Origin of the sequence: Azospirillum formosense (genome assembly GCF_040500525.1) — a bacterium.
Lineage (GTDB): Bacteria > Pseudomonadota > Alphaproteobacteria > Azospirillales > Azospirillaceae > Azospirillum > Azospirillum formosense_A.
In genome coordinates, this window is the sequence record NZ_CP159402.1 from 352,639 (window position 1) to 376,918 (window position 24,280).

The following is a 24,280-nucleotide window of genomic DNA, read 5'->3' on the forward strand; positions in this document are numbered from 1 at the left end:
GCGCATGGCGGCCCTGGCGGCCTTCCTGCACGGGCTGGCCGTCGCCGCGGCGGCGGTCTCGGTCGCGGTCTCGGTCGCGCTCGGTCTGCCGGAACTGCAGCCCGGCACCGACCCGGCGATGGGCTGGATCGGCGGCGGGCTGGTGCTTCTGGCGGGTGGCGCACTGGACCTGCACCGCCGGCTGGCCCGCCGGCAGCGCGACACCCTGCACCGCCTGGACCGCCTCCAGAAGAGCGTGGACGCGCTGGCCGAACGGCTGGAGCGGCGGATCGCGCCCGTTGCGGAAACCGGCGACGCCGGTCCCTCCGCCGCCGCCCACGAGGCCGTCCTCCAGGAGGTCAGGCTCCTGCACGCGCTGGTCGCCCGGCTCGGCGACTCCCGGCCGTCGGCAGGGCGCGAGCCGCCGCCGGCATCCCGCCTGGCCCGGCCGGCGCCGCGCGACGGCGTGCCGGCATCCCAGGCGCCGCCGATGGACGAGGCCGCGGTTCTGGAAGCGGTGCGCGAGGCGCTGGCCGCCGACCGGATCGACATCCACCTCCAGCCCATCGTCAGCCTGCCCCAGCGCAAGCACCGCTTCTTCGAGGTGTTCTCGCGCGTGCGGGCCGCCGACGGGGCGCTGATCCTGCCCGACCGGTATCTGGAGATCGCCGAGCGCGCGGGGCTCATGGCCACCATCGACAACCTGCTGCTGGTCCGCTGCATCCAGCTGATCCGCGAGACGGAGCGGCGCCAGCACGCCATCGGCTTCTTCTGCAACATGTCCGCCGCCACGCTCAGCGACGCGGCCTTCATGCGGCAGTTCCTGGATCTGATGCAGCGCAACCAGACGCTGGTGCCCAAGCTGGCCTTCGAGTTGAGCCAGCAGGACCTGCGGGCGGGCGGGGCGGTCACGATGGGCATCCTGTCGCAGCTCGCCCGCATCGGCTTCCGCTTTTCCATGGACCGGGTGACCGACCTGGACATCGACGTGGACACGCTGCTGCGCCACGAGATCCGCTGTGTGAAGCTGGATTGCGGTCTGCTGCTCGACCCCGTCCTGGCGCCGCGCATCGAGGAGTTGCGCCGCCGCCTGGACGGCACGGGAATCGACCTCATCGCCGAGAGGATCGAGACGGAGGCGCAGCTCGACGCGATCCTGAGCCGCGGCATCGATTTCGGCCAGGGCTACCTGTTCGGCGAGCCGCGCCCGGCGCGCAAACCGCCGTGAAATAATTTTGCAAGGAAATTCGCCGTTCGGGTGGCGAATTCAGGCCGGAAATGCCCCCGGCGCCCTTGACAGAAAGCCCGCCCGCATTAGAGATTTCGCCTCCCGGCATCCGCCGGGTGCGATGCAAACAGTCAAATGGTGACTTCGGTGACGTCCAACATCGCCATCACGCTGCCCGACGGCAGCGTGCGGGAGTTCGACCGGCCGGTGACGGGGCTTGAGATTGCCCAGTCCATCGGGCCGCGCCTTGCCAAGGATGCGCTTGCCGTCAAGCTCGACGGCGAGGTGAAGGACCTCACCACCACCGTCACCACCAACGCCAAGATCGAGATCGTCACGCGCAGTCATCCCGACGCGCTGGAGGTCATCCGTCACGACGCCGCCCACGTCCTCGCCGACGCCGTGCAGAAGCTCTATCCGGGCACGCAGGTGACCATCGGTCCGGCGATCGCCAACGGCTTCTATTACGACTTCGCGCGCGAGGAGCCCTTCACGCCCGACGATCTGCAGAAGATCGAGGCGAAGATGCGCGAGATCGTCGCCAAGGACGTTCCCATCGTGCGCGAGGTCTGGACCCGCGACGATGCGGTCGCCTACTTCAAGAAGCTCGGCGAGCATTACAAGGCCGAGCTGATCGAAGCGATCCCGGCGGACCAGGACATCAGCATCTACCGCCAGGACGACTGGCTGGACCTGTGCCGCGGCCCGCACGCCCCGACCACCGGCAAGGTCGGCAACGGCTTCAAGCTGATGAAGGTGGCCGGCGCCTACTGGCGCGGCGACAGCCGCAACCCGATGCTCCAGCGCATCTACGGCACCGCCTGGCGCGACGAGAAGGAGCTGAAGGCCTACCTGCACCAGCTCGAGGAGGCGGAGAAGCGCGACCACCGCCGGCTGGGCAAGGAGCTGGACCTGTTCCACGTGCAGGAGGAGGCCGTCGGCTCGGTCTTCTGGCATCCGAAGGGCTGGACGCTGTTCCGCACGCTGGAGACCTACATCCGCACCAAGCTGAGCCAGGCGGACTACGTCGAGGTCAAGACGCCGCAGCTCATCGACAGCTCGCTGTTCAAGGCGTCGGGCCACTGGGACATGTATGGCGACAACATGTTCAAGGTCTCGGCCGACGACGGCGAGAAGATGCTCGGCATCAAGCCGATGAACTGCCCGGGCCACGTGCAGATCTTCAAGCACGGTCTGCGCTCCTACCGTGATCTGCCGATCCGCATGGCGGAGTTCGGGTCCTGTCACCGCAACGAGCCGTCGGGCGCGCTGCACGGCATCCTGCGCGTGCGCGCCTTCACCCAGGACGACGCCCACATCTTCTGCACGGAAGATCAGGTGGCGAGCGAGGCGGCGGAGTATTTCAAGCTGCAGCTCGGCGTCTACCGCGATCTGGGCTTCGACAAGATCGCCGTGAAGCTGGCGCTGCGCCCCGACGTGCGCACCGGTTCCGACGACCTGTGGGACCGCGCGGAGGGCGCGCTGCGCCAGGCGCTCGACGCCGCCGGGCTGGAGTATGAGGACCTGCCGGGCGAGGGCGCCTTCTACGGCCCGAAGGTGGAGTTCCACCTGACCGACGCCATCGGGCGCACCTGGCAGTGCGGCACGCTCCAGTACGATCCGAACCTTCCCGAGCGGCTGGACGCCTCCTACATCGGCGAGGACGGCGCCCGCCACCGTCCGGTCATGCTGCACCGGGCCATCCTGGGCTCGCTGGAGCGCTTCATCGGCATGCTGATCGAGCATTACGCCGGCAAGTTCCCGATGTGGCTCGCCCCGGTGCAGGCGGTGGTCTGCACCATCACCAACGAGGCCGACGGTTACGGGCAGGAGGTCCTCAGCCTGCTCAAGCGCCGTGGCATCCGCGCCGAACTCGACACCCGGAACGAGAAGATCAACCTGAAGGTCCGCGAACACAGCCTTCAGAAGGTTCCCGTCCTGGTGGTTGTGGGCAAGCGCGAGGCGGAGGAGCGGACGGTCGCTCTCCGTACCCTCGGTGGTAAGGATCAGGAAGTTCTTGCCCTCGACGCCGCGCTCAATAAACTGGTTGAGGAGGCGAGGTCCCCCGCGGGTGCCGCCGCCTTCGATTCGCCGTTCTAACCGACCGCACCGTTCGGGCGGGCCTTCCTCCGGGAGGTCGCGCCCCGGTGGGTTTCCAGTCATGGAGAAGCGTCCATAGCCAGGATACCGTCAGAAGCCGCTCCGACCCGCGATGGACCGCGGGTGAACCGGGAGATCACGGCTCGCTCCATCCGTCTCGTCGGCGCCGATGGCGAGATGGTGGGCGTCGTTTCGCTGCGCGATGCGCTGCTGGCCGCTGAGGATGCGGGTCTCGACCTTGTCGAGATCGCCCCCCAGGCGGAGCCTCCTGTCTGCAAGATCCTCGACTATGGCAAGTACAAGTACGAGGCGCAGAAGAAGGCCGCCGAGGCGCGCAAGAAGCAGAAGATCATCGAGGTGAAGGAGATCAAGCTCCGACCCAACATCGATGACAACGACTACGACGTGAAGATGCGCTCGGCCCGCCGTTTCCTTGAGGAAGGCGACAAGGTCAAGGTGACCATGCGCTTCCGCGGGCGTGAGATGGCGCACCAGGATCTTGGCATGAACGTGCTGGTCCGCGTGCGCGACGAGTTGGACGAACTGGCGAAGGTCGAGCAGATGCCGAAGCTCGAAGGCCGCCAGATGGTCATGGTCCTGGCGCCGAGATAGGGCGCCGAGGTGACCCTTCGGCGCGACGGCCCGGTTGCCGTCCGCAGAGCACACGCGTCCCCAAAAAGGCCCGCCGGTTCCGGCGGGCTTTTTTGTTGCCGGCCGTTCCGGCGGCGCGGCGGCGTTGCAGCCGGGGGCCGCAATTACGGGGTAGCGGCATTGTGCAAGCGGGGCGGCGCGCCGACGTGAGGCTCGTTCCGCCTCCAACATCCGGCCGATGCCCCGACCCTCCCTGTTCCGCCGCGCCGCCCTGGCTCTGACGCTCGCGCTGCCGCTGCTGTCCGGCCTGTCCGCGCCGCCCTCCGCCCAGGCGATGGAGCTGTTCGGGGACGAGTTCCGCACCGTCGACGACGTGCTGGCCTACAACCGCGGCCACGGCGTGCGCTTCCTCGACCGGCAGGGCCGCTTCATCGGCTCCATCGGCGAGACGTACGGCGACACGCTGACCCTGGAGAAGATGCCGAAGCACCTGATCCAGGCGCTGATCGCCAAGGAGGACCGGCGTTACCTGGAGCATGACGGCATCGACTTCCAGGGTCTGGCCCGCGCGCTGGCCGTGGCGGTGACCTCCGGCCGCTTCAGCCAGGGCGGCAGCACGCTGACCCAGCAGACGATGAAGCTGATCTTCCTCAACCGCTACAACCGCTGGTCCCGCAAGGCGTACGAGCTGTACAGCGCCAGCGACTTCGAGGAACAGCTCGGCAAGAAGAACGTCCTGTACCTGTACCTCAACCGCGCCTATTTCGGCTTCGGCGCGTACGGGGTGGACGCCGCGGCCCGCGTCTTCTTCGGCAAGCCGGCGGGCAAGCTGTCGCTGAAGGAATCGGCGATGCTCATCGGCGCGCTGCCCGCCCCGTCCCGCCTGAATCCCTTCGCCGACCTGGAGAAGGCGGAGGCCAAGGCCGCGCTGGTGCTCGACGCCATGGCCGACGCCGGCTTCATCACCGAGCGCACGGCGGAGCAGACCAAGCGCCAGCGTCCCATGCTGGCCGCAGCCAACAAGGCGGCGGTGCTGTCCACCGGCCATTTCCGCGAGACGGCCAAGGCCCGCTTCGACCGCTTCGCCGCCGACCGCTACGGCGGCGACCTGCCGGGACCGACCTTCACCGCGCGCACCACGCTCGACCGCGATCTCCAGGCCGCCGCCCTGCGCAGCGTGGAGACCACCCTGAAACGCCACGCCAAGAGCCTGGGCGACGCCGAGGTCGCCCTGGTCGCGCTGGACGGCGACGGGGCGATCCTGGCGATGATCGGCGGGCGCGACGCGGCGGCGCGGCGCGACCATTTCAACCGCGCGCTCCAGGCCCGCCGGCAGCCCGGATCGGCCTTCAAGCTGTTCGTCTTCCTGGCGGCTCTGGAGCGCGGCCTGACCCCGGACTCGCGCGTCGACGGCTCGCGCATGGAGTTCACGGACGGGCGGGCCATCCGCAACTTCGACAACCGCTACCCGTCCTCGCTGACGCTGGCCGACGCCTTCGCCTATTCCACCAACACGGCCTCGGCCCGGCTGACCCGCGGCCATGCCGAGGAGGTCGCCGCCGCCGCCCGCCGTCTCGGCGTCGAGTCGCCGCTGGAGCCGGATCTCGGCCTCGCGCTGGGAGTCAGCGAGGTGTCGTTGCTGGAGATCACCCAGGCCTACGCGGCGGTCGCCAACGGCGGCAGCAAGGTCAACGGCCATCTGTTCCAGCGCATCGGCGACCCCGCCGGGCGCACGATCTACAGCTACACCCCGCCGAGTGCGGACCGGGTGATCGACCCGCAGACCGCCGCCACCCTGAAATCCATGCTGTCCGCGGTCACGCGGGACGGCACCGGCAAGACGGCCCGTTTGCCGGCGGCCCTCGCCAAGCGGGGGGCGGGGGGCAAGACCGGCACCACCAACGATTACCGGGACGCCTGGTTCATCGGCTTCGCCGACGGCGTGGCCGGGCGCGGGCTGACCGTCGGAGTGTGGGTCGGCAACGACGGCAACACGCCGATGAAGGGGGTGACCGGCGGCTCCGTCCCGGCGGAGATCTGGCGCCGTTTCATGGTCGAGGCGGCGCGGGTGAAAGGCTAGCGGCCCTTTGCCCCGGCGAGCAGGGACGCGCCGACGAAGCCCAGCGCCCGCCCGTTCCGTCCGACCTCGTACCAAGACCCGAAGGCGGCCATCACGGTGACCGTTTCCCCCTTCTCCAGGACGTCCGCCACCTTGGCGTCGCAGAAGGGGGCGACGCGCAAATTCGCGGCGGCGCGGACGCGCACCCGTGTCCCCGCGGCGATGGCCGGGCGGCGCGCGTCGGCGCCGCGCTCCTCGGCGATGGAGCCGGGCAGGGCGCAGCCGCGGTCCTCCTTCGACGCCTTGGCGTAGCCGCCCTTGAAGCGGTTGGTCGGCAAGCGGTTGGTCGGCAAGCGGTTGGTCGGCAAGCGGTTCGTCGGCGCGCTTTCCGCGACCGTCGCGGGGGCCGGGCCGGCTGGTTTGCGGGCGGGCAGGGGGACGGCACGCATGTCGGCGGAGGTCGGCGCCAGGGGCTCCGCCGCCGGAGCAGAGGCGGTGGCGTCCGGCTCCGCTGCGGTCGCCGGCGGTGGTGGTGCGGGGGCGGTCAGCACCGGCACCGGACGCAACGGCGCCAAGCCCTGCGGCGCGGCCGTCCCCGCCGCTCCCAGCGGAGTCAGCCTCGGCAGCGCGGCGGTCGGCGGCGGGCGCGGCGTGAAAACCGGTTCGGCCTCGTCGGCCTGCGCCGGAGGGCCGTCGAACAAAGCCAGCAGACCGAGAAGGGGAAGGACGAACCGGCGCATCCGCCGCCTCAATCCACGGCGACGCGGGCGATGAGCGCCGGCAGGGTCTGGCAGCGGAACAGCCCGTCCAGGGTCTGCTGCTCGGTCAGGCGCAGCGACAGGGCGCAGCCGTAGGCGTTCACCGTCAGGGTGGTCTGCGCCAGCGCGCCGACGGCGGCGGAGGGCTTGGCGATGCTGTAGCCGGGAGCGCCGAGCCGTCCGGCGAGCGCGCCGCTGACCGGGTTGAAGGAATCGATCTCCAGCGTCAGCGGACCCAGGTTGTTCAGCACCGTTTCGGAATGCGGGTCCTCCTTCGTCGCGTAGAGCTGCACCGGCACCGCCTTGCGGCGGGCGATCCAGTCCTTCAGCGCCAGATTGCCCAGCACGGGGTCGCGGCTCTGCAGCGCCGCCTCCAGGACGATCTGGCGCAGCGCCGGGTCGTTGCCGCCCAGCGCCGCCTCGCAGGCGGCGATCCGCGCCGGGCGGTCGGCACCCACGATCCGGGCGCGCAGGTCGGCGATCCGCGCCGCCCGGGCCTCCTCCTGCCGCCGTTCGGCGGCGGCGCGCTCCTCCTCCGCCTTGGTCGCGGCGGCCTGCCGGGCGAGCAGATCCTCCTCGCGGCGCCGCCGAGCGTCCGCCTCGGCGCCACGGGCCTCGGCGTCGCGGGCGATCTGGTCGCGCAAACGGTTGGCCTCGGCGGAACCGGCCAGCACCGGGCGGCCGGGAAGCTCCTCCAGAGGCTGGCCGATGTCCTCCAGCACCTCCGGATTGCGCAGCTCGATGCGCGCGCTCCAGCCGTTGGGGCCGAGCGTGGCGAGCGCCGTGGCGGCGAGCGTCTTTTCAAGCCCGGCCTCGGCGACGGGGCGGATGAAGGTCACGGCCCCGTCGCGGCTTTCCACCGCGTAGGTCGGCTTGGCGAGGCGCAGCTTGGCCGCGATCCGGACGGCGGCGCGCGAGTCGGCGGGTTTCGCGGCGCCCTTGCCGTCGGGGGCGGGGGCGGCGATCGGCTCCGCCGTCATCTCCTCGACGGTCCAGAGGGGCGGGACGAGCCGCGACACCTCGGCGCGGATGCGGTCGATCGGCGGGTCGGACGCGCGGGCGGCCGGAACGGGAGCCAACACGGGCGCCAGCCCGGCCATCAGCGTCACCGCGATCCCCCATGCCGCCGGTCGCACCATCGCTCGTTCTCCACCGGAAATGACCACTACAGCTTGTGCCGGTTCGTCCAGGCACTGGTACAGCGAAGCCGCCGGCGAAGGGAAGCGGCTTTTGCCCGGGCCGGCGCCGCGCGGGGGCTGGAACGGTGAAACGCCGTCCGGGATCGCGACCCTCGGTCGAAATTGGCTTTGTGCCCACACGCTGCTTGCAATATCATCATACAAGTGAATGTATATTCGCCGGAAACGCGAGCGCCTTTCCGCAACGGCAGGGGACCAAGGGCACGATATGGCGGGCAGACAGGGGAACAAGGAAGGGCCGGTCCTGGTCTGTCGCAATGTCAAGGTTTCCGGCCGACGCACCAGTCTTCGGATGGAGCCCTATATTTGGGACTCCTTGAAGGAGATCTGCGAGCGTGAAGGTCTGACGCTCAACGACATCTGCACCCAGATCGATCAGCGGCGCGGCGAAGCGAATCTGACCGCCTCCATCCGCGTCTTCATCGTCAGCTATTTCCGCAACGCCATCGGAAACCGCGGCTTTTCCGAAGACGGGCCGTCGAGCATCCTGCGCAAGGCCATGGACGACGCCATCCCGCCCTTCGACTGAGAGGCGGGACGGCGGTCGCCCCCGCTCACCAGCGCAGGCTGGGGAGGGCGTAGGTCGGCTGGTGGCCGGACGCCGCGGCGGCGGCGGCCAGCTTGGCCGGATCGACGGCGTCGCCCCAGGCGCCGCCCAGTTCTTCCCGATGAATGCCGAAGGTGACCAGCGCCACGTCGATCCCGGCGGCGTTGGCCCCGGCCACGTCGGTGCGCAGGCTGTCGCCCACCGCCAGGATGCGCCGCTTGTCCTCGATCCCCATCAGCGACAGGCAACGGTCGTAGACCGGGGCGTGCGGCTTGCCGTGCCAGAACACGTCGCCGCCCAGTTCCTCGTAACGCAGGGCCAGCGTGCCGGCGCAGATGACCATCTCCTCGCCGACCATCACGATCAGGTCGGGGTTGGCGCAGACCATCGGCAGGTTGCGGCGGCGGCAGGCCTGCAGCGCCGGTTCGTAGACCGACAGCGCTTCCCCGAAGTCGACGATGCCGGTGTTCACCACGAAATCAGCCTCGTCCGGCGACGCGACCAGCGTGTAGTCCAGCCCCTCATACACGTCCATGTCGCGGTCCGGGCCGATGTGGTAGAGGCGCCGGCCCAGAGCGGCGTGCCACGGGTCGTCGCGGTCGCGCAGCGCATCGTAGGCGGCCTCGCCCGAGGTCATGACATGGTGGTAGCGCTCGCGCCCGATGCCCATGCCGTCCAGCTTGGCGATGACGCCGCCGGTGCGGCGCGGCGCGTTGGACAGCAGGCAGATCACCTTGCCGGCCGCGCGCAGCCGGTCCAGGCATTCCGGCACGCCGGGATAGGGCCGCTCGCCGTCGTGCAGGACGCCCCAAAGGTCGAGGATGACCCCGTCGTAACGGTCGATGACGGGGGCGATGCCGGAAAGCTGGACGATGTCGGTCATGAGGTCCGGTGGTGTGTCGGGCGGGAGGAGTGGGTGGCGGCTCAGCGGCCTTGCGGGGCGCGTTTGGGCTCGTCGAGAAGCTCCGCATAGACGGCCAGCGTGTCGGCGCACATGCGCTGCTTGGTGTAGCGCTCGGCGACGAAGGCGCGGGCGCGGGCGCCGATGGCGTCGCGCTGCTCCATCGTCAGCGACAGCGCCTCGTCCAGCGCCTTGGCCAGCGCCTCGGGGTCGGCGGGCGGCACCACCCAGGCGGTCTCGCCGGGAATCACGGTCTCCTGGTAGGCGCCGATGGCGGAGACGATCACCGGGCGGCCCATGGCCTGGGCCTCGACGATCACCCGCCCGAAGGCTTCCGGCTCCTGCGAGGCGGAGACGACGACGGTGGACAGCCGGTAGGCGGCGGCCATGTCGTTGCAATGGTCGGTCATCTTCACCACGCCCTCCAGCCCGGCGCGGCGCACCTGCTCCTCCAGCTCCTGCCGATATCCGGTGCGGCCCTGGTCGGAGCCGACGAGCAGGGCGCAGACGTCCTTGCGCCCCAGCTTGGCCAGCGCGTCGATCAGCACCGTCTGGCCTTTCCAGCGGGTCAGGCGGCCGGGCAGCAGGATCACCGGCTTGTCGTCGGGCAGCCGCCACTTCTGGGCGAGCTGGACCATGCGGGCGGAGCTGACCCGCTCCGGCGCGAAGGACAGCGGGTCGATGCCGCGGTGGATGGTGCGGATGACCGCCGGATCGACCGCGTAATTCTCCAGGATGTGGCGGCGGATGAAGCCGGAGATGGCGATGATCCGCTCGCCCCGCGCCATCACCGAATTGTACCAGCGCTTCAGCCCGTTCTTGTAATTGTACGGGGCGTGGAAGGTGGTCATGTAGCGCGCACCGGTCCTCTGGCAGGCCAGCCAGGCGCTCCAGGCCGGGGCGCGGGAGCGGGCGTGGACGATGTCCACGCCGTTCTCCCGGATGATGGCCTCCAGCGTGCGCGCGTTGCGGCGGATGACCAGCGGGTTCTTGGAGGCCAGCGGCAGGGTGATGTGACGGATGCCGGCGCGGTCCAGCTCCGCCGCCATCGGCCCGCCTTCGGACGCCACCAGCGGCAGCGCCCCGGCCTGGGCCAACGCCATCGCCACGTCGATGCAGCCGCGCTCGGCCCCGCCGGTGACCAGCGCCGGCAGCACCTGGAGAACCACGGGCCGGCGGCCGGCGGACGCGAAGGCACCCTTCGCGAAGGCGTCGGCCGGGTTGCGCGGGTCCTCGCCGGTGCTAAGCTGGGATTCGACGTCCATAGTCACAGATTCCTAAAGTCCTGGCCCACAGAGGTGTCCGATATGACCGAACCCGCAGCCGGCCCCGTCCCGTCGCCGGGCGGCGCGCACCATAGCCTGAAGCGCGGCGCCGCGACCATAGCCTATCGTCACACCCCCGGGCGCGACCCGGAAGGGCTGGCCCCCGGCGTGATGTTCCTCGGCGGTTTCATGTCGGACATGACCGGCACCAAGGCGCTGGCCCTGGAGGCCTGGGCGGCGGGCGAGGGGCTGTCCTTCACCCGCTTCGACTACCAGGGGCACGGCGCCTCCAGCGGGCGGTTCGACGAGGGGACCATCGGGCTGTGGGCCGACGACGCGCTGGCCGTCCTGGACCGCGTCACGGTGGGGCCGCAGATCCTCGTCGGCTCCTCGATGGGCGGCTGGATGATGCTGCTGACCGCGCTGCGCCGTCCGGAGCGGGTGGCCGGTCTGGTCGGCATCGCCGCCGCCCCCGACTTTACCGAGGACCTGATGTGGGACCTCTTCGACGAGTCCGTCCGCCGCGAGATCCTGGAGACGGGCCGCTGGCTGCGCCCGTCCGACTATGGCCCGGAACCGCAGCCGATCACCCGCGCGCTGATCGAGGACGGGCGCAACCACCTGCTGCTGCGCCAGCCGATCGCCTTCGACAAGCCGGTGCGCCTGCTGCACGGCATGGCCGACCCGGATGTGCCCTGGCAGGTCAGCCTGACCCTGGCCGATCGCCTGGCCAGCGCGGACGTGCGGGTGACGCTTGTGAAGGACGGCGACCACCGGCTGTCGCGTGACCAGGACATCGACCTGCTGTGCCGCACGGTGGCCGATCTGGTTCACAGCCTGGGCTGAGGGGCGAGAGGCGTCGATCCGTCAGGCGGATCATCCGGAAGACGGTGCAAGATTTTTCCAAAAAAGTGATTTCAGGGGCTTGCGCGCCGCCTTCGGGCTGGATATAAACGCGGCCTCTGCGGAGGGGTGGCCGAGTGGTCGAAGGCGCACGCCTGGAAAGTGTGTATACCCCAAAAGGGTATCGAGGGTTCGAATCCCTCTCCCTCCGCCAGTTTTTCTCTACCTGTCTAAGTGTTTGATTTTCCTGGGAAGTTGTCCCAGGGAAATAGGCGGGTAGGGTACACGGATAGGGTACACGTTTGCCCCTCCTTCAAGCCGTCAGCGGCTGTCTAAACAGCTTCCAAATTCGCCTCCATAGCGACTCGCTGAGAGGCTTCTGCGCTTCCCGGCTACATGGGTAGCTCCCCAATCCTCAGACCGAACCCAGCGACTCTACAACGGGCTTCCTGAGGCCCTTGCCAGGGCTGAAAGGCGAACCCCTCGCCTCGCCCCCCATCGGAAGCTGAGGCAACCGCAGATGCAAAGTGGCACGATTGCCGCAGGAGTCCCTAACTTCCCTACATGGAACCAAAGCCCTCCCGCCCTTTCTGAATGGTCACTTCAAGAATACCGACTTTTGGGCCGTGTTGTGGTTTGATGGTCCGGCCCTTCCAAACGGAGAGGCCCCCTAAGTTTTTCTATAACGTCCCTGACGGGGGCGGGGGTTCAGTGTCACGCTTATTGAAGGTCCCCGTACCTTGTTCCAAAAGGTATACCGGAGGTACTGGGGGAGTGGCGCGTATAGGCTCTGAGGGCTTCTGAGGGAGCGCCTAGGCCCCTTCTTTTATTGCGCATTCATCGCCCATATAGCAATAATCCCTCTGGGCATCGCTAATTGAAGAGGGTCGCCCATAGCGCCCTCCACAGGCCCGCAAGGCGCGTTTGCGGCCTTCAGCTACCGACCGTAGCGTAAACACCCAAGAGGCCATTCAAGGCGCGGGAAATAGGCCCCAGCGTTGACGTTCGGCCCCATCGCCACCTTTTAGTATCGTCGCCGCGGTCCAATGTATAGGCCAGTATCAATATGGTTGTGAATGCTGCCGCTTTGATACAACCATAGAATACCACCACCCTGAGAGAAGCGAGGCGGCCGAAGGAACAGAGGGAACCAATAGACCGGAGATCGGACAACCATCCACCCTAATACCACCACCCTGAGAGAAGGGGGAAAGGGGGTCTATAGAGTACTATGGATACATTAGGATAGCCAACCACATATAATAATATTATAACTGTAGATGATCCTTAGAGCCTTGGGTCCTTTAGTATCTACAGAAGCTACATTCCAGACAATACCTATCATCCAGCTTCAGCTTCAAAGAGCGAGACTATGGGATGGTTTCTATAAATGTGTTCGAATATAATTTTTACGTAGAGCAATCGGAAATATGGATATGAAAAATACTAAAGCATATGGGAAGGGAGGAAAGCCAATCTTCCTTCGCCTAGGAGGCTGTGAGCGCGAAGCCTGGAATAAGGCTCTCAAGATAGCAGAGGAGGCAGCAGGTAAGCGCCTCAGCTACAGTGTGTTCGCCTATACTCTTGCTGAGAGTTTCCTTAGGAATGCCGAAGGCATAGGCTACCACCACCATGTTTGACTCGTTTCCTCTTCCCCCAGAGCCGTCCGAGGACAAGCTGCGGACCCTCTCCAACGTTGATTGGCTCAGACAGGCGGGGGCGGCGCTGATGAACGCTCCTGATATGCCGCTCATGCAGGCCCCAATGCCCCAGCGGGTTCCATGGAATAACTCGACAGGTTGGAAGCCCGGCCCACCGATAGGGGCCGATACCCTTCAGTGGCTACAGGCACGCTACCCCGGCTTCCCGGCCCTTGCGTTATCTGGGGGTGCCCAAGCGCCTTATCGGTTCTAACCACCGTCCGCCTTGTGGAAATCGACGGTGCCCCGTGGTTCGTGGCCGCGGACGTGTGCCGCGTTCTGGGGCTTCAGGTTGCCAACGTCTCCGCTCATCTGAAGCGCCTTGGCGACGATGAAAAGCGCGTCATTCCCAACCCCGAACTGTCCCTTACCGGAATTAAGGGACAACGGGCCGCCCGGCTTTGTGCCGTCTCTGAGTCTGGCCTTTACAAGCTGACCATGCGTTCCGACAAGCCGGAAGCCAAGCGGTTCCAAGATTGGGTGTCGCGGGACGTGCTGCCCGCGATCCGAAAGGACGGTGGGTACATCGCGGGGCAGGAAATGGTTGAAGCCCCTTATTGCGATGCCTGACACACCGACCATGAATGCTCTGATTACCGTTTCCGCCGTTGAAGGTGAGCCCCGCGTTCTGGATACCGATCTTGCGGCGGCCCTGGGCCTTGAGCGGCACCGTGATATCCGCGCTGTGATCCACGACAATCGGGCCGAACTGGAAGGCTTTGGGAGTTTGCGGGTGGTAACCGCAAACCCCGGTCCCCTTGGCGGACGCCCCGGCAAAGCCTTCTATCTGAACGAAGAACAAGCCTTGTTGGTCGCCATGTTCTCCCGCACCGAGCGGGCCAAAGAGGTTCGGGCCGCCTTGGTCCGTGTGTTCGCCGCTTGGCGGAAGGGTGAGCTTGTGGCCGCCAACCCGGCCCCGGCCCTCCCGAACTTCGCCAATCCCGCCGAGGCCGCCCGAGCATGGGCTGCTGAGTACGAACAGAAGCAGCTTGCCCAGGCCCAGCTTATCGAGGTGCAGGCCGAAAGCGCCGCGAAGAGTGCGGTTATCGGGAAATGCAGCCATGTATTAATCGACATGTAGGGATAGTTGCCAACTGTAGAGTGATTAATTTACATTAACTTTATATTCAATTTGACCTATGAGTTGTCACCTTGATACGTAGGGTCGTGCCGTATCCTCTGAGGTTTTGTAATGACTATGAAGGTTGAATGCTCAATTAGTAGCCGTGGCGCTCTCCTTTCCCTGCCGATGGTTGAGGTCGACTGGCGGCGTTTGTCTGAGGGCAATTGGCTGTATCTACGCTTTTGGCGGTGGGCGCGGGTATGGGATAGCCGCGAGGGCGGTTGGCTTTCCCGTTGGGAGCGTCTTTCTTCGGCTGAGATCGCTTAACCTATTACGACCGTGAGGCAGCCAACTGCCAGCCCTGCACCCCTCTATTGATTAGGAGTGGCGTAGGCGCTGGCTGTAAGCGTTTGAGGCGGCGCCACGATTGCTATGCTTACCTGTGATAATGCTTCCCATTGCTCTCAGAACAGGCTTAGAACGCCTTGACAGAGCAAGCTAGCGTTGCTGATCTGTCGGAAGCAGACGGAGGTTATTATGTTGGGTTTCCTCTACCGCCTTGGGGCGGCCTTGATAGGACTCGCCGGGTTAGGTATAGCCGCCATGGCTTGGAGCGATCTCAGCCGAGAGCCCGATAACCTTGATAAGTTTTTAAAGATCGTAGGCGGTGATTTCGTCGCCGCTGTCTTTCTAATATTGCTTTGGCGTTGGGTATGTTTGGGTGGAAAGTCTCGCCAGTCCGTGCAAGACGTGGCGCAAGAGCGAAAAGAGCCTTCGTTCTAAGTCACTAACCCGCCTAGGCAATTGATTTAAATTCACAAATGGTTGGTCTGGGTCAGTCAAACGTGTGCTGGTGGGTGGGGGTGCCTGTGTATGGTAGGCATATACAGAGACTTAACGCTGGTGACCCAGGCGCTAGTTATGGCTGACTCTCGCGTGCCATGTTATTGAAGCGTCCAATAGCATTGTTGATCTGGTTTAGTTTTTGTTCGATCTGCTCAAGATGCTTTGGAATGCGCTGAATGCTAACGGCGGCATTGCGAGTGTCATCACTATCAATAGTGGTTCCGAAGAAGTCTTCGACGCAAATGGAAAAAGCGTTGCGGTGTTTGCTGCCTGTTGCGTCGCGGAAAGATACATGGCCTTGGTAAATCTTGTCGCCGTGCCTGCCAACGCTGTGGTGTGCTGAGTCAATCACCTTGGCAAAGCTTTGCCCTGGGCGAAGGGCGGTGATTGTGGTTCTATCGTTATTCTCCCCAAAGCCAATGATTTTTCCGTCATCGTCGGTCATGGGATCACTCCAAGTGAGTTGAGCATCATAGGCGATGCCTCCGCCTTGGTTTTCCATCCGAAATATCACCAATCCCTGACGGCTCGTGAAGTCAAGGTAGCAGGTGACATCTGGCCTTCTCTTGTCTCGCTCGATTTCTAGAACAGACATTGCTGTCCATGCTGAAATTATAGAGGTAATTACAGCGAAGCTTGCCGCTAGCACTGCCCAAGTGTCGGGGGTTTGATAGCCAAGGACAACGAAAGCCCCGATTACCGCTATCAGCGCACCGGTACCAGCGAGGACCATCAATACTCGTGACGCAATACCGCCGGGGGTTGCCATGTGGTTGCTCCCTTATCCCAGTTCGTTGGTGTATTCACTTTACTCATTATGTTTTGGCTGTAAAGAAGGACTCCTATTGCTAGTGAGCGCGGTGTGGATGGGCGTGGGGGTGCATATGGCTGTGCGGCGGTGTGGCGTCCCGTTTCGGTATACCCAAGCGAGTCGCCTCAGTGAGACAGCCACGCCCAGGCTTTCCGTGTCTTATTTGGGTTGCTTTCTATTCCGATACACCGTATCAAGAGAGGGTCTAGAGGCAAACGAGACACTGAGGGGGCATCGTGGCGGTCTACGGTTATGCGCGGGTCAGCACCTCCGATCAGGATTTGACCGTTCAGGAAGAGGCCCTTCGGAGCGCGGGCTGCGATGTGATCCGTACGGAGAAGGTCAGCGGCACGAGCCGGAACGGACGGGCCGAACTGGAAACCCTTCTTCAGTTCCTCCGCGCTGGCGATACGCTCATGGTCACCCGCATAGACCGGCTTGCCCGCTCCATTGGCGATCTTCAGGACATCGTGCGGGAACTGAGGGCCAAGGGCGTTTCGCTGAAGGCTACCGAACAGCCCATTGATACCAGTACCGCAGCCGGGAAAGCCTTCCTCGATATGCTGGGCGTGTTTGCCGAGTTCGAAACCAACATCCGCCGCGAACGTCAGTTGGAGGGCATCGCCAAGGCTAAGGCTGAAGGTGTCTACAAGGGCCGCAAGCCGTCCATCAATACGGAAGAGGTGCTGTCCCTGAAGGCCCAGGGGGTCGGAGCGTCGGAGATAGCCAAGCGACTCGGGATCGGTCGAGCCAGCGTCTACCGCATCCTTGGCGCGGATGCCTGAACCGGGGAGGAAGAGGGCGGTAGGAGTCCCAGGGATGTTAGAGACTCCGCCCACCCTCCGGTCCCTCAGGAAAAGGCGCTCCACGAATTACCGCTAAACAGCCGTTGACTGGTTGATGATCCAATCCTGTGAGGCGTGAATAGCCAGTGGAATTTACGCTGATTATGTCCTGCCGCCCAGGATTTCACCGCTTCACGCTCGTTAAAATCCCCTCGCCCAATACCACCACCCTGAGAGAACAACAACTCTGAGGGTTTACCCACTATGAAAACCAAAGTTTGCAGGGATTGCGGTGAAACGCTCCCGATCAGTGATTTCTATTTCCGTCAGGCTAATGATCGACACGAAGCCCGGTGTAAAAGCTGCTACAGGATCAAAATGAGAACATGGAGAAGGAGCAATTCTCCTAGCATAGCCAACGACAACACGCCGCGAATAGCCAACGACAATATTTTGCTCTCTCGTCGGGTTGCGAGAATACCGATGATTGGACTGTCATATGGAAAGGTGACTGTTATTGCGGAGGCCGGTTCTGACAAGTGCGGAAATCGGCTTGTCGAGGCCCGTTGTGAGTGCGGTGCCACGGAGATAAGACAAGCGGCATCCATACGCCAGCCTGGATATACGTGTTTCAATCCATGCCCTGAGAAACCGGAGGTTTTGTCGAGCCACCCTTTGTACCCGACCTATAGCGGAATGCTTCAGAGGTGCGAAAATCCGAAGAACACGAGTTGGGAATATTATGGGGGACGGGGAATAACCGTCTGTGAGCGGTGGCGCAATTCGTTCCAGGCGTTTCGAGAAGACATGGGCGAGCGTCCCGAAGGCTTCACGATTGACCGTATCGACGTAGACGGCAACTATTCTCCTGAGAATTGCCGTTGGGCTGACTGGCCTACACAGATGAAGAACCGCCGCCCAAGGGCTGTACGAGGATAGTCGGTTTCCCCTGGTCACCTTCCTCCGCCTGTCATGAGCGATCTACGGGCGGGGAAGGTGTGGGGCTTACGCTACATCGACTCCATGATCCCAGGAGGGAACACAGCGCGTTCAATGGCCGACTTCAGGTCCACGTAGGTTCCCTTGGAGTATCCGCCGAAAGCAATGTCCCCACGTTCATGACCGACTATCAGCTTTGCCGTTGATAGAGGCACCTCGCCCGCTTCCAACGCTTCCAAAAGGTTCTTGCGTGTGGAGTGGAATACTGTCTGTGGCGTGTCCACTCCCAACTTTCGCCGCTCTCTGGTGAATTTCTTCGATACGTTCCATGACCGCTTGTTGTCTGGTCCGCCCGGTGTGATGTCCGGGAAAAGCCAACCGTCAGCATTGCCCTTGGCGCTGGCGGCTTCCTGCTTCAGCGTGACCACAAGAGGTTCGATAGCGGAATGGACAGGGATCATACGGACGGCGTTTTCGGTCTTCCCCTCCGTAATGGAAAGCCACCAACTTCCTTCCCGCTCCACCACATCCCCAGCCTGAAGAGAACAGAGTTCATCCAGGCGGGCACCCGTGAACAGGCCCAGGCGGAACAGGGCATCCAAGGGCCGCTTCTTCAGGCCGGAAAGGAGGGTCTTGATCTCATCGGCATTGTAAGCCCGCCGATTATCTTCCCTGTTCGCCCGTTTTCCCCTGACCCGCAGAACCTGTCCCTGCCATGGGTTTGCGTCTGTCATGCCCTTCTGTTCGAGCCAGCGCCACCACATAGACAAGGATGATATGTGCCGGTTGGCTGTCTTAGCCGCCACATCGGGGAATGCCTCGCTCACGTAGCTACCAGCAAGGCGCTTGGTCACGTCCGACACCAATAGGACGCGCTTCTTTGTTGCCCATTCAAGGAAGCGGCTTGTGTCGGAGTCGTATTGTCGGGCCGTCTGCTTGGTAATGGTGCGGCTAGCTTCAGGAAGCCACAAGTCTCTTGTTTCGGACAGAAGCGGCGAATTGCTTGTGGCAATCTTATAGAAATCCTTAGCCGCCTCGATCCCCTGGGCCTTCTCTATCTTCTCAGCATGGCTTTCGATGGCGATTTCTATGCCCTGCTGTTCGGTGTGTCCATGGTCATTGTCCTGGGCGCTGGCATCGGAGTTGATCCACACGTCACGCCAGATGAGGGCGGCGGCAACGGCGCTTCCATCCTCCCCCTTACCGATGGCGTCAAGCTCCGCCTTGATCTGGGCAACAGCGACAAGGCGTAGGCGTTGGGCTTCAGCCAAGTCCCGTGTCTTCAGCGACCGTACGACATGGGTGTTCCCTACAGCCTCCCTCAGCCGTGGTGGGACCGTAACGCGCACATACCAAGTCTGTCTCCGCTGCACCAAATACCGAGTGTCCAACGCCCGCTCCCAAGCTCATAGGGTACACGTATGGGGTACACGTTGGACCTTAAGAAGCCATGAATATCAAGGGTTTCATAGGCTTAGAGGGTGAATGGTGGAGTGTCCCTCTCCCTCCGCCAGTTTTTCTCAGCACGCTGCTGAGTGGAGCCGGTCTCTAGACCAAGCCGGCCCGGCCGATTTCATCGGATGTCATCCACGCCATTCCCGCTGCGTCGGCCTTCCTTGCGGAAGGCCCCGGCGGGTCTTGCGTGGACTATTGCCGTTTGTTCGTCCGTTGCCGTGAGGCCAGGATCTCATCGACGGTGACCGGGCGGAAATTCCACACATCCACACCGACGTCGAATTGCCGGGGCATGCCCTTCAGCTGGCCGTGGCTGTGGCCGTGCAGGTTCAGGGCGCCCTTGTACATGCCGTTCCAGGTGCGGAAGGCGTAATGGCAGAGCACCAGCCGCCGCTCGCCCAGCAGGAGTTCCGCGTAGGGCTGCACGCTTGCCCAGCCGGGCAGAGCCAGGGTGGCGGGGCCGTCGTTGTTGCCGGTGATCAGGTGCTTGGTGCCGTGCAGGCGTTCCAGGAGCGCCGCCATGACGTCCGGTTTGCGGTGCAGGGCGAAGTCGCCGAGGTGCCAGACGGTGTCGTCCGGGCCGACCGTGGCGTTCCAGTTGGCCGCCATGGCCTCGTCCATCGCCGCGACCGAGGCGAAGGGACGGCGGAAGCGGCTGATCGCGCCGGCGTGGCCGAAATGCGTGTCGCTGGTGAAGAAGACCGCCATCGGGAGGCCTCAACACAGCGGCGGCGCGGAGGGTTCCCCGCGCCGTCGTCCGCCGCCGTCCGTCAACCGTGCTTGTGCCCGTCCGCCGACGGATCGAGCAGCCGGTGCAGATGCACGATGAAGTAGCGGGTGTGGGCGTCGTCGATGGTCATCCCGGTCGCGCCGCGCCACGCCTTGTACGCCTCGTCGTAGTTGGGGAAGATGCCGACGATGTGGACCTTCGTCGGGTCGACGAACTGGTCGGAATCGGGGCGGACGAGTTCGCCGCCGAAGACGAGGTGGAGAAGCTGTTTGTCGGGCATGACGCGGGCATCCTTTTTGGGATGGGGTTGGGATGGGGCTGGGACGTGATCGGACCGGATTTTAGAGTACGTCATATCCGTCGTCCGCCCGCTTCTTCAAGTGCAATGACAGTGCTGTGACGTTCGGTTACCCCCCGATTGTCGCTTTTTTCCCGAAAGCTGGGCAAAAGGCGCCGCCTTGGGGCATAGTCTAAGGAAGAACAGAAGAAGCGAGGGGCGATTCATGGTTGTTGGTAATACCACAAATCGGACGAAGGCCCGGCGCGAGGTGGCGGTCTGGGACTTGCCGACCCGCCTGTTTCATTGGAGCCTGGTCCTTCTGGTGACGGTCGCGGTGGTCTCCGCCAAGACCGACCGCATGACCATCCACATGCTGGCGGGGGAGGCGATCCTGGCGCTCCTGCTGTTCCGGCTGGTCTGGGGGCTGATCGGCAGCCAGACCGCGCGCTTCAGCCACTTCGTGAAGGGGCCGCGCGCCGTCCTCGCCTACGCCTGCGGGATGGTCCGCGCCGGGCGCGGCGGCCGGGAGCCGGCGCCGGTCGTCGGGCACAACCCCATGGGCGGGCTGATGGTGCTGGCGCTGCTGGGCGCTTTGACGCTCCAGGCGGTGGCCGGTCTCTTCACCACCGACGACATCCTGGTGGACGGGCCGCTGGTGGCGCAGGCGTCGGGGAGCGTGGTGGCGGGCTTCAGCACGCTGCACCGCATCCTGGCCGACGGAATCCTGATCCTGATCGGCGTGCATGTGCTGGCCGTGCTGGCCTATCTGGTCGTGAAGCGGGACAATCTGATCCGCCCGATGGTCACGGGGCGGAAGGCGATCCCGGCGGATGCGCCGGTCGAATCGCCCAAGCGCCGCCCGGCCGCTCTGGCCCTGGCGGTTCTGGCCGCGGCGGCCGGCCTGGTGGCGGCGGTGGTGCAGGCGGGCTGAAGTCTCGTCGCAAGGCTCCTTCCCCGCGACCGGCGGGGAAGGGGCTGTCTGCGAACCGGCCGGATCAGTCGGCGCGGTAGCGCTCGTGGCAGGCCTTGCAGGCGCCGCCCACCGCGGCGAACTGCTTGGCGGTGGCGGCCTTGTCGCCGGAGGCGGCGGCGGCTTCCAGCCCCTTGGCGGCCGCCTCGTAGGCCTGGGCCTTGGCGGTGAAGTCGGCGTTGTTCGCCCAAATGTCGGCCTTGGCCTTGGTGTCGCCCTTGTCGCTGCCCGCCGGGAACAGGGTGGGGATCTGGGCGGCGAAGGCGCTCATGCGCTGGGCGGCCGGGCCGACCTGGGCGACCTTGTCGCTCCCCAGAAGGTCCTTGATCTCGGCCATCGCGTTCTTGCTGGTCTGGAAACCGTCCTTGCGCGCCTTGATCGAATCCTGGGCCATCGCCGTGCCGCCGACGAGAAGCAGGGCGGCCGTGGCGGCCAGCGTGACGCGGGTGAGCATTCAGATCCTCCGGATGATGGGTTTGATGAGAAAGAGGTACGATACCCCGTCCGCGGCGCGGGCTGTCAAGCCGGGCCTGTGCGGTGCAGCGGACGGGTTTCGCGCCGCACGGCGCGTCCGCCTGCCGGGAATCCGCCCCGCTCGGGGAGTGATCGGCTTGCAAGAGCAATAAGGCGGAAGTAAGGTCCCGCGTCGCGTTCGCGCGGTCATACCAAGTTCTCACCCCAACCTTCCGCCACCTTCGTCATAGGGGCCAGTACGCCATGTCGATCATCGCGTCCCGTCTGTCGCGCATCAAGCCCTCGCCGACCATCGCCGTCACCCAGAAAGCCCGCGAGCTTGCGGCGGCCGGTCGCGACGTCATCGGCCTCGGCGCCGGCGAGCCGGACTTCGACACCCCCGACAACATCAAGGACGCCGCCATCAAGGCCATCCAGGCCGGCGACACCAAGTACACCGCCGTGGACGGCACGCCCGCGCTGAAGAAGGCGATCTGCGCCAAGTTCGAGCGCGAGAACGGCCTGACCTACGCCCCCGACCAGATCACGGTCGGTGTCGGCGGCAAGCAGGTGCTGTACAACGCCCTGATGGCGACGCTGAACCCCGGCGACGAGGTCATCATCCCGGCCCCCTACTGGGTGTCCTACCCGGACATGGTGGAGCTGGCCGAAGGCACGCCGGTCTTCGTCTCCTGCCCGGCCGAGCAGGGCTTCAAGCTGCAGCCCGCCGACCTGGAGAAGGCGATCACGCCGAAGACCAAGTGGCTGATCCTGAACTCCCCGTCCAACCCGTCGGGCGCCGCCTACACGCGCGCCGAGATGAAGGCCCTGACCGACGTGCTGGTGAAGCACCCGCAGGTCTGGGTGATGACCGACGACATGTATGAGCACCTGCTCTACGACGGCATCGAGTTCGTGACCCCGGCCCAGGTCGAGCCGGCGCTGTACGACCGCACGCTGACCGTCAACGGCGTGTCGAAGTCCTACGCCATGACCGGCTGGCGCATCGGCTACGCCGGCGGCCCGAAGGCGCTGATCAAGGCGATGGGCGTGATCCAGAGCCAGTCGACCTCCAACCCGACCTCGATCGCCCAGGCCGCCGCCGTCGAGGCGCTGAACGGTCCGCAGGACTTCATCAAGGAGCGCGCGGCCGTGTTCGCCCAGCGCCGCGATCTGGTGGTGTCGATGCTGAACCAGGCCAAGGGCATCTCCTGCCCGAAGCCGGAAGGCGCCTTCTACGTCTACCCGTCCTGCGCCGGCACCATCGGCAAGACGACGCCGGACGGCAAGGTGATCGAGACCGACGAGGACTTCGTCACCTACCTGCTGGAGTCGGAAGGCGTCGCGGTCGTCCAGGGTTCGGCCTTCGGCCTCGCCCCGCATTTCCGCATCTCCTACGCGACCAGCACCGAGGCCCTGGAAGAGGCCTGCAAGCGCATCCAGCGCGCCTGCGGCAATCTGAAGGACTGATCTCCGGCATCTGCGACCGGTGAAAAAGGAAGAGGGGGCCGGAAGGCCCCCTCTTTTCGTTTGTGCGCTTTTGCTTTACGCGCCGCGGTCGACGCCCGCGGCCTGCAGGGCCGGCGCGGCGTCCTTGGCCGACACCAGCCGCAGGACCACGGCGCCCGCCGTCGCCGACAGGATCGAGCCGGCGAAGACACCCACCTTCACCGCGTCGCCCAGCTCCGGCGAGGTCGGGAAGGCCAGCGCGCCGATGAACAGGCTCATGGTGAAGCCGATGCCGCACAGCAGGGCGACGCCGTAGAGCTGCGCGGTGTTGGCCCCCGCCGGCATGTTCGCGAAGCCCAGCCGGATGGTCAGCCAGGCGGTGCCGAAGACCCCCACCATCTTGCCGAGGAACAGGCCGAGCGCGATGCCCAGCGGCAGCGAACCGGTGAGGATCGAGGCGTCCATCCCGGCGAAGGACACGCCCGCGTTGGCGAAGCCGAAGACCGGAACGATCAGGAAGGCGACCCAGGGGTGGACGCCGTGCTCCAGCCGCAGCAGCGGCGCGTGCGGGTCCGCCGCCGCTCCGGCGGCGGGACGCAGCGGGATGGTCAGGGCCAGGGTCACGCCGGCCAGCGTCGCGTGCACGCCCGACAGCAGGACCGCGCCCCACAGGCCCGCGCCCAGGACCAGATAGGGCAGGAGGCTGCGCACGCCGAAGCGGTTCAGCCCGATCAGCCCGGCCAGGAGCAGAGCCGCCACGCCGAGCGCCGGCAGGGACAGGTCGGCGGTGTAGAACAGGGCGATGATGATGACGGCGCCCAGGTCGTCGATGATCGCCAGGGCGGTCAGGAAGATCTTGAGCGAGACCGGAACGCGCGGCCCGAGCAGAGACAGCACGCCGAGCGCGAAGGCGATGTCGGTCGCCGCCGGGATCGCCCAGCCGTTGACCGTGGCCGGGTTGCCGGCGTTGAAGGCCAGATAGACCAGCGCCGGCACCAGCATGCCGCCCGCCGCGGCGACGCCCGGCAGGATGCGGCAGGACCAGGTGGAGAGCTGGCCGTCGAGCATCTCCCGCTTGATCTCCAGCCCGACCAGCAGGAAGAAGATCGCCATCAGACCGTCGTTGATCCAATGGCCGATGCTGAGTCCCAGAACGTAGGTGTGGAGCGTGTCGAAGTAAGCGGTGGAGAGGGGGGAGTTCGCCACCACCAGGGCCAGCGCCGCGGCGACCATCAGCAGGATGCCGCCCGACGCCTCGTTGCTCATGAAGTCCCGGATGAAAGCAGCCGGGCGCCGGCCGGCGGGTTGCCTGTGAGCATCCATGGCGCT

General features: G+C 65.3%; 21 protein-coding genes and 1 tRNA gene. 12 read left to right on the top strand and 10 right to left on the bottom strand.

Going from position 1 to position 24,280, the window contains the following annotated elements; all coding sequences use genetic code 11:
• Window positions 1-4: 4 nt before the first annotated feature.
• From ABVN73_RS01665 to ABVN73_RS01680, 4 genes are all read left to right on the top strand, one after another.
• Window positions 5-1,207, top strand: coding sequence for an EAL domain-containing protein (locus tag ABVN73_RS01665; RefSeq protein ID WP_353858650.1), 1,203 nt, complete (start codon window positions 5-7; stop codon window positions 1,205-1,207).
• 135 nt (window positions 1,208-1,342) lie between these two features.
• Window positions 1,343-3,307: a threonine--tRNA ligase gene (thrS, locus tag ABVN73_RS01670; protein WP_353858651.1), complete on the top strand. Its 1,965-nt coding sequence runs from the start codon at window positions 1,343-1,345 to the stop codon at window positions 3,305-3,307.
• Between the two features lie 84 nt (window positions 3,308-3,391).
• Window positions 3,392-3,919 carry a translation initiation factor IF-3 gene (gene infC / locus ABVN73_RS01675; RefSeq protein ID WP_035675720.1) on the top strand — a complete coding sequence of 176 codons (528 nt, stop codon included), beginning with the start codon at window positions 3,392-3,394 and terminating at the stop codon, window positions 3,917-3,919.
• A 217-nt stretch (window positions 3,920-4,136) separates the two neighbouring features.
• Entirely contained in the window at window positions 4,137-5,978 is a 1,842-nt protein-coding gene (locus ABVN73_RS01680) for a transglycosylase domain-containing protein (RefSeq protein ID WP_353858652.1), read from the top strand.
• Here the strand turns inward: ABVN73_RS01680 and ABVN73_RS01685 are convergent.
• Together ABVN73_RS01685 and ABVN73_RS01690 are read right to left on the bottom strand one after the other, a co-directional pair.
• On the bottom strand, window positions 5,975-6,697 hold the full coding sequence (locus ABVN73_RS01685) for a hypothetical protein (RefSeq protein ID WP_353858653.1): 723 nt from the start codon (window positions 6,695-6,697) through the stop codon (window positions 5,975-5,977). The two genes, ABVN73_RS01680 and ABVN73_RS01685, sit on opposite strands and share 4 nt — an antisense overlap.
• Before the next feature lie 8 nt (window positions 6,698-6,705).
• On the bottom strand, window positions 6,706-7,854 hold the full coding sequence (locus tag ABVN73_RS01690; RefSeq protein ID WP_353858654.1) for a hypothetical protein: 1,149 nt from the start codon (window positions 7,852-7,854) through the stop codon (window positions 6,706-6,708).
• A 268-nt stretch (window positions 7,855-8,122) separates the two neighbouring features.
• Between ABVN73_RS01690 and ABVN73_RS01695 the strand changes: the two genes are divergently transcribed.
• On the top strand, window positions 8,123-8,443 hold the full coding sequence (locus tag ABVN73_RS01695; protein WP_094303087.1) for a ribbon-helix-helix domain-containing protein: 321 nt from the start codon (window positions 8,123-8,125) through the stop codon (window positions 8,441-8,443).
• Window positions 8,444-8,468: 25 nt separating this feature from the next.
• On the opposite strand, the gene ABVN73_RS01700 is transcribed toward ABVN73_RS01695, so the two are convergent.
• Window positions 8,469-9,344: a TIGR01459 family HAD-type hydrolase gene (locus tag ABVN73_RS01700; protein WP_353858655.1), complete on the bottom strand. Its 876-nt coding sequence runs from the start codon at window positions 9,342-9,344 to the stop codon at window positions 8,469-8,471.
• Window positions 9,345-9,385: 41 nt separating this feature from the next.
• Window positions 9,386-10,627, bottom strand: coding sequence for a glycosyltransferase family 4 protein (locus ABVN73_RS01705; RefSeq protein ID WP_353858656.1), 1,242 nt, complete (start codon window positions 10,625-10,627; stop codon window positions 9,386-9,388).
• Between the two features lie 42 nt (window positions 10,628-10,669).
• Between ABVN73_RS01705 and ABVN73_RS01710 the strand changes: the two genes are divergently transcribed.
• The 4 genes from ABVN73_RS01710 (at window position 10,670) to ABVN73_RS01725 (ending at window position 14,251) form a co-directional block, all read left to right on the top strand.
• Window positions 10,670-11,473: an alpha/beta hydrolase gene (locus tag ABVN73_RS01710; protein ID WP_353858657.1), complete on the top strand. Its 804-nt coding sequence runs from the start codon at window positions 10,670-10,672 to the stop codon at window positions 11,471-11,473.
• 120 nt (window positions 11,474-11,593) lie between these two features.
• A tRNA-Ser gene (locus ABVN73_RS01715) sits at window positions 11,594-11,684 on the top strand.
• 1,714 nt (window positions 11,685-13,398) lie between these two features.
• The gene (locus ABVN73_RS01720) at window positions 13,399-13,740 is read left to right on the top strand and encodes a BRO family protein (RefSeq protein WP_353858658.1); all 342 of its coding nucleotides are present in this window, start codon (window positions 13,399-13,401) and stop codon (window positions 13,738-13,740) included.
• A 10-nt stretch (window positions 13,741-13,750) separates the two neighbouring features.
• Complete coding sequence (locus ABVN73_RS01725) at window positions 13,751-14,251, top strand: hypothetical protein (protein WP_353858659.1); 501 nt, start codon at window positions 13,751-13,753, stop codon at window positions 14,249-14,251.
• A 901-nt stretch (window positions 14,252-15,152) separates the two neighbouring features.
• Here the strand turns inward: ABVN73_RS01725 and ABVN73_RS01730 are convergent.
• Window positions 15,153-15,848 (bottom strand): hypothetical protein, encoded by a 696-nt coding sequence (locus tag ABVN73_RS01730; RefSeq protein WP_353858660.1) that lies wholly within the window; start codon window positions 15,846-15,848, stop codon window positions 15,153-15,155.
• Between the two features lie 278 nt (window positions 15,849-16,126).
• Here ABVN73_RS01730 and ABVN73_RS01735 point away from each other — a divergent pair, with 278 nt between their 5' ends.
• On the top strand, window positions 16,127-16,675 hold the full coding sequence (locus ABVN73_RS01735) for a recombinase family protein (protein ID WP_353858661.1): 549 nt from the start codon (window positions 16,127-16,129) through the stop codon (window positions 16,673-16,675).
• Between the two features lie 1,010 nt (window positions 16,676-17,685).
• On the opposite strand, the gene ABVN73_RS01740 is transcribed toward ABVN73_RS01735, so the two are convergent.
• The 3 genes from ABVN73_RS01740 to ABVN73_RS01750 all read right to left on the bottom strand — a co-directional run bounded on the left by ABVN73_RS01740 (window position 17,686) and on the right by ABVN73_RS01750 (window position 20,079).
• A complete protein-coding gene (locus tag ABVN73_RS01740; RefSeq protein ID WP_353859445.1) occupies window positions 17,686-18,987 on the bottom strand; it encodes a DUF6538 domain-containing protein in 1,302 nt (433 codons plus the stop codon).
• A gap of 274 nt (window positions 18,988-19,261) precedes the next feature.
• A complete protein-coding gene (locus tag ABVN73_RS01745; protein WP_353858662.1) occupies window positions 19,262-19,777 on the bottom strand; it encodes a metallophosphoesterase family protein in 516 nt (171 codons plus the stop codon).
• Between the two features lie 62 nt (window positions 19,778-19,839).
• Window positions 19,840-20,079 carry a DUF4170 domain-containing protein gene (locus ABVN73_RS01750; RefSeq protein WP_014241380.1) on the bottom strand — a complete coding sequence of 80 codons (240 nt, stop codon included), beginning with the start codon at window positions 20,077-20,079 and terminating at the stop codon, window positions 19,840-19,842.
• A 223-nt stretch (window positions 20,080-20,302) separates the two neighbouring features.
• On the opposite strand from ABVN73_RS01750, the gene ABVN73_RS01755 reads away from it, so the two are divergent.
• Complete coding sequence (locus ABVN73_RS01755) at window positions 20,303-21,010, top strand: cytochrome b/b6 domain-containing protein (protein ID WP_353858663.1); 708 nt, start codon at window positions 20,303-20,305, stop codon at window positions 21,008-21,010.
• Window positions 21,011-21,074: 64 nt separating this feature from the next.
• Here ABVN73_RS01755 and ABVN73_RS01760 read toward each other — a convergent pair whose 3' ends face one another.
• Window positions 21,075-21,503, bottom strand: coding sequence for a cytochrome c (locus ABVN73_RS01760; RefSeq protein WP_038529411.1), 429 nt, complete (start codon window positions 21,501-21,503; stop codon window positions 21,075-21,077).
• 263 nt (window positions 21,504-21,766) lie between these two features.
• On the opposite strand from ABVN73_RS01760, the gene ABVN73_RS01765 reads away from it, so the two are divergent.
• Window positions 21,767-22,972, top strand: a complete 1,206-nt coding sequence (locus ABVN73_RS01765; protein ID WP_353858664.1) for a pyridoxal phosphate-dependent aminotransferase — start codon at window positions 21,767-21,769, stop codon at window positions 22,970-22,972.
• A 75-nt stretch (window positions 22,973-23,047) separates the two neighbouring features.
• On the opposite strand, the gene nhaA is transcribed toward ABVN73_RS01765, so the two are convergent.
• On the bottom strand, window positions 23,048-24,274 hold the full coding sequence (gene nhaA / locus ABVN73_RS01770; RefSeq protein ID WP_353858665.1) for a Na+/H+ antiporter NhaA: 1,227 nt from the start codon (window positions 24,272-24,274) through the stop codon (window positions 23,048-23,050).
• Window positions 24,275-24,280: the final 6 nt, after the last annotated feature.

What these genes read in the sequence shown, in the direction of transcription:
- ABVN73_RS01665 (WP_353858650.1), top strand. Translation starts at nt 5, where the DNA reads ATGGCGGCCCTGGCGGCCTTCCTGCACGGGCTGGCCGTCGCCGCGGCG.
- thrS (WP_353858651.1), top strand. Translation starts at nt 1,343, where the DNA reads ATGGTGACTTCGGTGACGTCCAACATCGCCATCACGCTGCCCGACGGC.
- ABVN73_RS01680 (WP_353858652.1), top strand. Translation starts at nt 4,137, where the DNA reads ATGCCCCGACCCTCCCTGTTCCGCCGCGCCGCCCTGGCTCTGACGCTC.
- ABVN73_RS01685 (WP_353858653.1), bottom strand. Translation starts at nt 6,697, where the DNA reads ATGCGCCGGTTCGTCCTTCCCCTTCTCGGTCTGCTGGCTTTGTTCGAC.
- ABVN73_RS01690 (WP_353858654.1), bottom strand. Translation starts at nt 7,854, where the DNA reads ATGGTGCGACCGGCGGCATGGGGGATCGCGGTGACGCTGATGGCCGGG.
- ABVN73_RS01695 (WP_094303087.1), top strand. Translation starts at nt 8,123, where the DNA reads ATGGCGGGCAGACAGGGGAACAAGGAAGGGCCGGTCCTGGTCTGTCGC.
- ABVN73_RS01700 (WP_353858655.1), bottom strand. Translation starts at nt 9,344, where the DNA reads ATGACCGACATCGTCCAGCTTTCCGGCATCGCCCCCGTCATCGACCGT.
- ABVN73_RS01705 (WP_353858656.1), bottom strand. Translation starts at nt 10,627, where the DNA reads ATGGACGTCGAATCCCAGCTTAGCACCGGCGAGGACCCGCGCAACCCG.
- ABVN73_RS01710 (WP_353858657.1), top strand. Translation starts at nt 10,670, where the DNA reads ATGACCGAACCCGCAGCCGGCCCCGTCCCGTCGCCGGGCGGCGCGCAC.
- ABVN73_RS01725 (WP_353858659.1), top strand. Translation starts at nt 13,751, where the DNA reads ATGAATGCTCTGATTACCGTTTCCGCCGTTGAAGGTGAGCCCCGCGTT.
- ABVN73_RS01730 (WP_353858660.1), bottom strand. Translation starts at nt 15,848, where the DNA reads ATGGCAACCCCCGGCGGTATTGCGTCACGAGTATTGATGGTCCTCGCT.
- ABVN73_RS01745 (WP_353858662.1), bottom strand. Translation starts at nt 19,777, where the DNA reads ATGGCGGTCTTCTTCACCAGCGACACGCATTTCGGCCACGCCGGCGCG.
- ABVN73_RS01750 (WP_014241380.1), bottom strand. Translation starts at nt 20,079, where the DNA reads ATGCCCGACAAACAGCTTCTCCACCTCGTCTTCGGCGGCGAACTCGTC.
- ABVN73_RS01755 (WP_353858663.1), top strand. Translation starts at nt 20,303, where the DNA reads ATGGTTGTTGGTAATACCACAAATCGGACGAAGGCCCGGCGCGAGGTG.
- ABVN73_RS01760 (WP_038529411.1), bottom strand. Translation starts at nt 21,503, where the DNA reads ATGCTCACCCGCGTCACGCTGGCCGCCACGGCCGCCCTGCTTCTCGTC.
- ABVN73_RS01765 (WP_353858664.1), top strand. Translation starts at nt 21,767, where the DNA reads ATGTCGATCATCGCGTCCCGTCTGTCGCGCATCAAGCCCTCGCCGACC.
- nhaA (WP_353858665.1), bottom strand. Translation starts at nt 24,274, where the DNA reads ATGGATGCTCACAGGCAACCCGCCGGCCGGCGCCCGGCTGCTTTCATC.